This is a genomic window from Microbispora sitophila, assembly GCF_014892245.1.
GTDB classification, from domain to species: domain Bacteria; phylum Actinomycetota; class Actinomycetes; order Streptosporangiales; family Streptosporangiaceae; genus Microbispora; species Microbispora siamensis.
Genome location: NZ_JADBGC010000023.1, coordinates 167,308 through 176,227 on the forward strand (window position 1 = coordinate 167,308; position 8,920 = coordinate 176,227).

Annotated in this window: 8 protein-coding genes and 1 other RNA gene; 5 read left to right on the forward strand and 4 right to left on the reverse strand. The window is 71.4% G+C overall.

Going from position 1 to position 8,920, the window contains the following annotated elements:
• Nucleotides 1-2: 2 nt before the first annotated feature.
• On the reverse strand, nucleotides 3-1,082 hold the full coding sequence (locus IL992_RS34365) for a dipeptidase (protein WP_319019012.1): 1,080 nt from the start codon (nucleotides 1,080-1,082) through the stop codon (nucleotides 3-5).
• 85 nt (nucleotides 1,083-1,167) lie between these two features.
• On the opposite strand from IL992_RS34365, the gene IL992_RS34370 reads away from it, so the two are divergent.
• From IL992_RS34370 to rnpB, 5 genes are all read left to right on the forward strand, one after another.
• Nucleotides 1,168-2,019, forward strand: a complete 852-nt coding sequence (locus IL992_RS34370) for a Nif3-like dinuclear metal center hexameric protein (protein WP_193207478.1) — start codon at nucleotides 1,168-1,170, stop codon at nucleotides 2,017-2,019.
• Between the two features lie 10 nt (nucleotides 2,020-2,029).
• On the forward strand, nucleotides 2,030-2,770 hold the full coding sequence (locus tag IL992_RS34375; protein ID WP_193207479.1) for a zinc ribbon domain-containing protein: 741 nt from the start codon (nucleotides 2,030-2,032) through the stop codon (nucleotides 2,768-2,770).
• Nucleotides 2,767-4,047 carry a bifunctional RNase H/acid phosphatase gene (locus IL992_RS34380; RefSeq protein WP_319019013.1) on the forward strand — a complete coding sequence of 427 codons (1,281 nt, stop codon included), beginning with the start codon at nucleotides 2,767-2,769 and terminating at the stop codon, nucleotides 4,045-4,047. The genes IL992_RS34375 and IL992_RS34380 overlap by 4 nt, the downstream gene beginning before the upstream one ends.
• Before the next feature lie 197 nt (nucleotides 4,048-4,244).
• Nucleotides 4,245-5,447: an erythromycin esterase family protein gene (locus IL992_RS34385; protein WP_193207480.1), complete on the forward strand. Its 1,203-nt coding sequence runs from the start codon at nucleotides 4,245-4,247 to the stop codon at nucleotides 5,445-5,447.
• A gap of 107 nt (nucleotides 5,448-5,554) precedes the next feature.
• An RNA gene (rnpB, locus tag IL992_RS34390) (RNase P RNA component class A) lies at nucleotides 5,555-5,947 on the forward strand.
• A 34-nt stretch (nucleotides 5,948-5,981) separates the two neighbouring features.
• Here the strand turns inward: rnpB and IL992_RS34395 are convergent.
• Genes IL992_RS34395 through IL992_RS34405 form a run of 3 tightly spaced genes read right to left on the reverse strand, consistent with a single transcriptional unit; the run spans nucleotide 5,982 to nucleotide 8,784 of the window.
• Nucleotides 5,982-7,154: a tyrosine-type recombinase/integrase gene (locus IL992_RS34395; RefSeq protein ID WP_193207481.1), complete on the reverse strand. Its 1,173-nt coding sequence runs from the start codon at nucleotides 7,152-7,154 to the stop codon at nucleotides 5,982-5,984.
• Complete coding sequence (locus tag IL992_RS34400) at nucleotides 7,151-7,351, reverse strand: helix-turn-helix transcriptional regulator (RefSeq protein WP_193207482.1); 201 nt, start codon at nucleotides 7,349-7,351, stop codon at nucleotides 7,151-7,153. The genes IL992_RS34395 and IL992_RS34400 overlap by 4 nt, the downstream gene beginning before the upstream one ends.
• On the reverse strand, nucleotides 7,348-8,784 hold the full coding sequence (locus tag IL992_RS34405) for a replication initiator (protein ID WP_193207483.1): 1,437 nt from the start codon (nucleotides 8,782-8,784) through the stop codon (nucleotides 7,348-7,350). The genes IL992_RS34400 and IL992_RS34405 overlap by 4 nt, the downstream gene beginning before the upstream one ends.
• Nucleotides 8,785-8,920: the final 136 nt, after the last annotated feature.

Genomic DNA, 8,920 nt, shown 5'->3' on the forward strand with positions numbered 1-8,920 from the left:
GTTCACCGCCGCGGCCGTTCCGGCTCGGGCCGTTCCCGGGCCGTACGGCCCAGCTCCGCGCGGAACAGGCGCATCACGTTGGCGCCCAGGATCTTCTGGATCTCCTCGTCGGAGAAACCCCGCTTGACCAGCGCGTCGGTCACCAGCGGCAGGCCGCGCGGGCCCTCCAGCCCCGGGACGGCCGCGCCGGAGTCGATCCCGGAGTAGCTGAAGCCCTCGCAGCACGGCGGGGTGAGGTCCTCGTACACCTCGCGCACGAAATCGGGGCCGAGGCCCACGTGGTCGACGCCGGCGACGCCCGCGACGTGCTCGATGTGGTCCACGAGGTGGTCGATCGTGGCCGAGCGGGCGTCCTCGGTGAGGAAGGCGGCGAGGAAGTTCACACAGACGACGCCGCCGCCCGCGGCGACACCCCTGAGCTGCTCGTCGGTGAGGTTCCTGTGGTGGTCGCGCAGGGCGCGCGCGGAGGAGTGGGTCGCGATGACGGGCCGGGTCGCGATCTCCAGCACGTGCGCGACACACGTGGCGCCCAGGTGGGAGATGTCGAAGATCATGCCGAGCCGCTCCATCTCGCGCAGCGCCTCGACACCGTGGCTGGTGAGCCTGGAGCCGGTGCCGTCCTGGCCGCTGCCGTCGGCGAGAGCCGTACGGCCCCAGTGGGCGATCGAGGCGACGCGGACCCCGAGACGGTGGAGGGTCGGGATCAGCTCGACGCTCTCGTCGATCCCCGGCATGCTCTCCAGGGCCAGCACCAGGGCGATCCTGCCGAGGGCGAGGGCCTCGTCGATCTGCTGCCCATCGTGACACAGCGCCACCGCGTCGGGGTTGCCCTCGGCCAGCACGTGGGCGCACTCGATCATCCGCAGCGTCTGGCGCAGCGCGCCCTCGGGGCGGAACTGGCTCTCCACGAACACGGGCAGCACCTGCACGTCGACCCCGCCCTCGACGAGCTGGGGGAGCCACCGCTCGCGGAAGAACGAGGCCCATATCGCGGGCGGCCGGGCGGACACGGCCATGAGCAGGTCGTTGTGGGTGTCGGCGACCAGGGACGTGACGTGCAGGCTCTGCTGATCAACGGGCACGCTGGGGATCCTTCCTGACGGCGGGGCGTCAATGGGGACGTTACTCTTCCCGGAACGTTCCGCCAGCAGGCTGTAGTGTGCGCGGGTGGAATCGATCTCCTGCACCCTCGCCGAGGTGGTCGAGTGCCTGGAGGCGCTGTACGACCCCTCGTGGGCCGAGCCCTGGGACGCGGTGGGCCTCGTCTGCGGCGACCCGGAGCAGGCCGTACGGAAGGTCCTGTTCGCGGTCGACCCGGTCGCCGCGGTCGTGGACGAGGCCCTCGGCTGGGGGGCCGACCTCGTCGTCACCCACCACCCGCTCTACCTGCGCGGCACCACGAGCGTCGCCGCCACCACCTTCAAGGGCCGGGTCGTGCACCGGCTCATCCGGGACGGCGCCGCGCTCTACGCCGCGCACACCAACGCCGACGTCGCCGACCCGGGGGTCTCGGACGCGCTCGCGCGGGCCGTCGGCCTGACGGGGGACCTGCGGCCCCTCCAGCCCTCCGCCGACGACCCGCGCCGTGGGCTCGGCCGGATCGGGGACCTGCCCGCCCCGATGCCGCTGCGGGAGTTCGCCGCGCTGGCCGCCTCGGGCCTGCCCCGTACGGCCGGGCCGCTGCGGGTCGCGGGCGACCCCGACCGGCCGGTGCGGACCGTCGCCGTCTGCGGCGGCGCGGGCGACTCCCTGCTGGGCGCGGCCAGGGCCGCGGGCGTGGACGTCTTCCTGACGGCCGATCTGCGGCACCACCCGGCCAGCGAGCACATGGAGGCGGACGGGCCGGCGCTGGTCGACGCCTCCCACTGGGCCACCGAATGGCCATGGCTGGCGGACGCCGCCCGGCGTCTGACGTCAGCGTTGGCGGCCAGGGGCATTACTGTTGAGGCGCGCGTCTCGGACGCCGTCACCGACGCCTGGACGGCGACGACCACCTACTTGGACCCCCGAGCATCTTGAGGGATTTGGGATGAAGGCCGCACCGGAAGCACAGAAGCGTCTGCTCGATCTCGCTGAGCTCGACACCAGTCTCGACCGGTTGCGGCACCGCCGCCGCACCCTGCCGGAACTCGCCGAGATCGACGAGCTGTCCAAGAGGCTGGCCCAGGTCTCCACGCAGATCATCGCCGCCGAGACCGAGGCCGGCGACCTCGCCCGCGACCAGGCCAAGGCCGAGTCGGACGTGGACGCCGTACGCGTCCGGGTCGACCGCGACCAGAAGCGCCTGGACTCCGGGCAGGTCTCCTCGCCCAAGGACCTGGCGAGCCTCCAGTCCGAGATCGTCTCCCTGCGGCGCAGGCAGTCGGACCTGGAGGAGGTCGTGCTGGAGATCATGGAGCGCCGGGAGGCGGCCGACGCCCGGGTCACCACCCTCAGGTCCGAGCGCGAAGAGGTGACCGGCACGCTGCGCGCCGCCGAGGACCGCCGGGACGCGGCCTTCGCCGAGATCGACAAGGAGACCGGCGAGGTCACCTCCGGCCGCTCCGCGATCACCGCCGACGTCCCCGCCGACCTGCTCGGGCTGTACGAGAAGATGCGCGAGCAGACCGGCGTCGGCGCCGCCATGCTGCACGGCGGCCGGTGCCTCGGCTGCCGTACGAGCCTGTCGATCGCCGACCTCAACCGGATCCGGGCCGCCGCGCACGACGAGGTGGTCCGCTGCGAGGAGTGCCGCCGCATCCTGGTCCGTACGGCCGAGTCGGGTCTGTGACGGTCGCCGTGGGGTTCATCGTCGAGGCCGACGGCGGGTCGCGGGGCAACCCCGGACCGGCCGGTTACGGCGCGGTGGTCAAGGACGACGCCGGGCGGGTGCTCGCCGAGGCGGCCGAGTCGATCGGCACCGCGACCAACAACGTGGCCGAATACCGCGGCCTGATCGCCGGGCTCCGGGCGCTGCTCGCGCTCGGCGCGGAGGGCGGGCAGGTCGAGGTGCGGATGGACTCCAAGCTGGTCATCGAGCAGATGGCCGGCCGGTGGAAGGTCAAGCACGAGGGCCTGCGGCCGCTCGCCCTGGAGGCGGCGGGCCTGGCCCGGCGGTTCCGTGTCACTTGGACGTGGATTCCGCGCGAGCGCAACAGTCACGCCGACCGGCTCGCCAACGAGGCGATGGACGCGGCGGCCCGGGGGGAGACCTGGCAGTCGAGCGAGATCACCTCCGCGCCGGAGTCCACCCCGGCCGTCGAGCCCGGCGCCGCGCCGCCCAACACCGACGCGCCCTCGCTGTTCGATGACGCTCCCGTCGCCCGGGCTCCGGCCGCCGCCGATGGACGTGCGGGTGCGGAGGCGGCCGATGGACGTGTGGGAACGGAGGCGGCCGGAACCGTCACGTCCCACGACAGGCGCGGGCACGGATGGATGCCCCGGGCCTCGCGCGTCGCCACGTCCCTGCTCCTGCTCAGGCACGGGCAGACGCCGTTGTCGGTGGAGAAGCGGTTCTCCGGGCTGGGCGACCCGTCGCTCACCCCCACCGGGCTCGCGCAGGCCGAGGCCGCCGCCCTGCGCCTGTCGCGGCAGCCGTACGAGGTCGAGGTGATCGTCGCCTCCCCGCTCGCGCGCGCCCGGCAGACGGCGGAGGCGGTGGCCGCCCGGACGGGCCTGACGGTGCTGGTCGACGACGACCTCCGCGAGACCGACTTCGGTCAGTGGGAGGGGCACACGTTCGCGGAGATCCAGCAGCGCTGGCCCCGCGAACTGGCGGCCTGGCTGGCCGACCCGGACGTCGCGCCGCCCGGCGGGGAGAGCTTCGCGTCGACGGCCCGGCGCGTCGAGCAGGCGAGGGACCGCATCGTGAAGGCCCACGAAGGCCGCAGCGTGGTCGTGGTCTCCCACGTGACCCCGATCAAGATGCTCGTCCGCTTCGCGCTGGGCGCTCCGCCGGAGGCCCTCTATCGGATGCACCTCGACCTGGCCTGCCTGTCGGCGATCGACTACTACGCCGACGGGCCCGCCGTCGTACGGGCGCTCAACGACACCGCTCACCTTTCCTGACGCCGCTGTCACAGAGGCGACACGCCGCGGGTGCCGCACGCTCTGCCGTGCCCCCGCGGCGTCGGCGTCTTCCGACCCGGGCAAGCCGCGCCCGCACGACCAGGAGCCTGAAGCCACCAGTTGAGGGTTGTGCTCGCTCGCTCTGGTGATTTGGCGGACAAGTCTCCACAAGAAACTTCAACGATACCGTTGAAGGTATGGATACCGGCATCAAGGACACCGTCCATCCCGTCGAGGCCGCCTCCGTCATGAGGCTGCTTCCGGCCCGGCCGCGGGTGCTCGCCCTGGGCGAGCCCACCCACGGCGAGGACCTCCTGCTCGATGTGCGAAACGAACTCTTCCGGCAGCTCGTCGAGCAGGAGGGCTACCGGACGATCGCGATCGAGAGCGACTGCCTGATGGGCGTGGTCGTGGACGACTACGTCACCTCGGGCAGGGGCACCCTCGACGAGGTCATGGAACGCGGCTTCAGCCACGGGTGGGGCGCGTCGGCGGCCAATCGCGAGCTCGTGCGCTGGATGCGCGCGTACAACGACGGCCGGCCCGCGTCCGAGCGGCTGCGCTTCGCCGGTCTCGACGGCCCGCTGGAGATCAGCCACGCCGCGAGCCCCCGGCAGGCCCTCACCGCTCTCTACGGCTACCTCGCGGCCCGGGTGGACGCGGATTCACTGCCCTGCGATGCGGAAACGCTCGACCGCCTGCTCGGCGCCGACGACCGCTGGGCCAACCCCGCCACGATGATGGACCCGTCCCAGTCCGTGGGGCGGTCGGCCGAGGCCAGGCAGCTGCTCCTGCTCGCCGACGATCTCGTGGCGCTGCTCGACGCGCAGACGCCGCACCTGATCGCGATGTCCTCCCGGGACGACTGGGAGCGGGCACGCCTGTACGGGCGCGCCGCCACCGGCCTGCTGCGCTACCACTACTGGATGGCCGACACGTCACCGGGCCGCATGCCGCGGCTGCTGGGCCTGCGGAGCTCGATGATCGCCGCCAACCTCCTCGCCGTCGCCGAGCGGGGCCCGGCGCTGGTCCACGCCCACAACGCGCACTTTCAGCGGGAGAAGAGCACGATGCGGATGGGCGACCTGCCGTTCGAGTGGTGGAGCTCCGGCGCGATCGTGAGGGCCCACCTGGGCGAGGGGTTCGCCTTCCTGGCCACGGCGCTCGGCACGATCCGGCACCAGGGCGTGGACACCCCGCCCCCGGACACCCTCGAAGGGCTCCTGTACGCGCTCCCGGAGGACCGCTACGTCGTCGACGCCCGCCGGCTGGCCGCTGCCCTCGGGGGCGCGCGGCCCGCCCTCCGCGTGTCCCCCTGGTTCGGCTACGCCCCGCTGGACCCGGCCCACCTGGCCGGGTACGACGGAATCGTGTTCGTCAAGGACGTTCCGCGACGCTAGAGCGGGCACGGCGTCGCCTCGCGCCTCGTCCGGCCGGGGAGAACATCACCTCCCTCGGCCGGGGCGGGGAATGGATCGGGAGCCGCTAGGCTTACCTTCACGGTGGACGAGCCGGCCGGGCGGCCGCGTCAGGGCCTCACGGCCCTGCCGAGGAAGGTCCGGGCTCCACAGGGCAGGGTGGTCGGTAACGCCGACCCGGGGTGACCCGCGGGACAGTGCCACAGAAAACAGACCGCCCCCTTCGCGGGGGTAAGGGTGAAACGGTGGTGTAAGAGACCACCAGCGCCCACGGTGACGTGGGCGGCTCGGTAAACCCCACCCGGAGCAAGGTCAAGAAGGGACGTTCTCCGGAACGTCCCGCGCGCGACGTTCGAGGGCTGCCCGCCCGAGCCGCGCGGGTAGACCGCTTGAGGCCGCCGGCAACGGCGGTCCTAGATGGATGGCCGCCGGTCAGCTCTCATGGCTGATCACAGAACCCGGCCTACAGGCCGACTCGTCCACCTTCCGCCCCGCTGAGCTGGGCCGACTCCCGGATCACTCCTCCTCGGGGCACATCGGGGGCACATCGAGCGCGGAACGGAACGCCGTATCGAGCGCCGTACGAGCCCGCTCGGAGGCTTCCGGCACGAGATGCCCGTAGAGATCAACCGTCGTGGTGATCGACTCGTGGCCGAGCCACCGGGACACCTCGGAGATCGGAACGCCCTCGGCCAGGGCCGTGCTCGCGAAGGTGTGCCGCAGGTCGTGAAAGGTCGTGTCCGGCAGCAGACCGGCCGCCTTGACCGCTGGCTTCCAGATACGGGCGTTGAAGTAGTCCCGCCGCATCAGGTTGTCGCGCGAGGTCGAGAAGAGGAGATCGGCGGGGGAGTGGTCGGCGATGTGCTTCTCCAGCGCTTCGGCGAGGAACACCGGCATGGGCACCTCGCGCACCGACGCCGGACTCTTCGGAGTCGCCAGTGTCGGCCGACGATCCACGATCACCACCTGACGATCAACCCTGATCATCTGATCGGCGAACCTGACGCGATCCACCGACAGCCCGAACGCTTCCCCTTGCCGCAGACCGGCAGCCGCGCCCAGAAGCACCAACGGTCCGTACTTCGGCGGCATGGCACGGCTCAGCCTCATGACTTGATCGGGTGCCAGGAGCCGGATCACGGTCTTGTCGGCGTGCGGCAGACGGATGTCCCGGCAAGGTGTCTTACTGATCAGACCGTCACGTACAGCCCCGCGCATGATGCTCGCAAAGATCGTATAGACGGTCTCGATCGTGCGAGGAGCGAGCCCCTTGGACCGCAGGCCCTTGACCCACTGCTGCACGGCGGTGGGCCGGATCGACGCGAGGGGCACGCGGTCGAAGGCCGGGTAGATGTGCTTACGCAGGTGGTGTCGGTAGGTCTCCTCGGTGGTCGGCTTGTGCAGCCGCGCGGCCAGCCATTCCAGCGCGTAGTCGCCGAACTTCGTCTGGCCCAGCTTGGGATCAATCCAGTCACCACGGGCGGTGTCCGCCCTGCGGGCAGCATCGAAGCGGTCAGCATCAGCCTTGCGATCGAAACTCCGCTTGAGCTGGAGACCCTTCTCGTCCCGATACCGAACGAGCCACCGGTCACCACGACCATGCTCCCGTGTAGGGACGCGCTTGTGCTCGGGACAGACAGGCTCACCCTTCTTCGGGTGGGACTTGTGCCACCGGTCGGTAACCGTCACTCCTGCTCCCGCACCCAGGCGTAGACGTCCTCGGGCAGGTAGCGCAGATGCTTGCCGATCCGCCGGCCCCGCGGACCGACGCGGCGATGCCGCCACTGGTACAGCGTGCCGACCGGGATCCCGAGGAACCTCGAAACCTCCTCAATGCTCCACATCCGAGTGTCGTCGGCGGCCAGCGTTGCCTCCCTTCTCGTCATGCGGCGGCCCCGGAAGCACGAGCAGGCCAGCGAGAGCGACGACGCTCCTCCCGTTCCTCGCGGATGAGCTGCGCGACGTACAGGTCGGCGGGATGGGTGTAGCCCTGACCGGCGTAGCGCCAGGAGCCGACGACGAGGGTGGAGTCATCGGCGGGTTCGCCGGTCAGAGCGTCGTGTCCGTGCTCGCGCGCTTGGCGGGCGCGAAAGGAACGCCTCGCATCGCGCAGCTTGCCGAGGGTGGTGGAGTAGGAGCCGGACTTGGTCGAGAAGTGACCCCGGAAGCCGAGCATGTGCGCCCACCCCCGCAGCCGCAGCGGCTTCAACTCCTCCAGGTCGCCCAGGTGCCAGCAGGTCTCGATCAGCCGCCGCTGATGAGCGGTCAGCGTGACCGCGTTCAGCTCCGACAGGTCCTTGATCCGGCGATCGACGGTCCCTTCGGTGGTCGCGCCCTTGGTGGCGTACTTGGCGATGTAGCCCGCGACCTGCGCTTCGGTCAAAGCGTCCTCGGTCAGCTCACCCGCGACGATCGGCTTGATGTCGATCTGCGAGCCGAACACCAGCCGCCGCACGCCGCCGACCTGTTCGCAGTGCGGGGAGTCCACGTGCACGCTGGCGGCAGCGGTCCGGGCCGCACGGTCGAGCAGATCCACCGTCGCCCAGTCCGGCGGCAGCAACGGCGTGCCGTCCTCGCTGCGACCGTCGAGGCGCACCACGGCGTGGAAGTGAACGATGCCGCGCGCCTGGTATTCGGCGACCTTGGCGAAGCTGACGCGGACGTGGGCGTTGAAGGCTTTGGCGGTCATGCCCGCCGCGTAGGCCAGTTCGCGGCGCAGGTAGATGGTGAAGCGGCGCCACAGGTCCGGGGCGTGGGCGTTCCACAGCGCGTGGCCGTCGTAGTCGTAGCACTCCGCGCACAGCGGTTGCCCGACCAGCACGTCATCAGACCCGTGCAGCTCGGTGCACGAGAGGGGTTTGCCGTGCGGACAGGTGCCGGCAGACCGGCGCGGACGGCATGGCAGGACGGTCCCGTCGTCGCGAGTGCGGTGGGCATGGACCGGCCCGAACGACGGCGCGGTCAGCGTGACCAGGGCGCGGGGATGCTCGCGCACCGTCTCCGGGACGCCCTTGTCGCCGCCGAGCAGACCGGCGCGGATCAGGTGGAAGGTGTCGGCCCGGTAGACCTCCGAGCATGACGGGCACCGCGAAGCACGGCGGTTGCCGCAGGCGACCAGCATGACGCCGCCGATCTCGCGGCGGGTGCTGTAGACCTTCCGCTCGACACCGTCCGGGCCGACGCGGGACAGCTCACCCCGGACGCGAATGGGCTGGGAGCAGCCGCCGAGGCGGGCCAGGTCGCGGAAGCGACGACGAAGCCCGCCCGGAACTCGCTGGAAGTAGTCAGCCCGCTGCGTGGCGGGATCGAGACCGGTCACGCGGCCGACCTCGCAGCCCACGCCTTACCAGCCGCGCAGTTGCACGCCTCGCGTTCATCGGTAGGCCGACCGTTCATGTCTCCCAGCACGACATAGCCGTAGCCCCAGCAGCAGCGCGGGCCGTTGACGACGTAGG

Excerpts from the sequence above, each read along its gene's own strand:
- IL992_RS34375 (WP_193207479.1), top strand. The coding sequence starts at position 2,030 with ATGAAGGCCGCACCGGAAGCACAGAAGCGTCTGCTCGATCTCGCTGAG.
- IL992_RS34385 (WP_193207480.1), top strand. The coding sequence starts at position 4,245 with ATGGATACCGGCATCAAGGACACCGTCCATCCCGTCGAGGCCGCCTCC.
- IL992_RS34400 (WP_193207482.1), bottom strand. The coding sequence starts at position 7,351 with ATGACGAGAAGGGAGGCAACGCTGGCCGCCGACGACACTCGGATGTGG.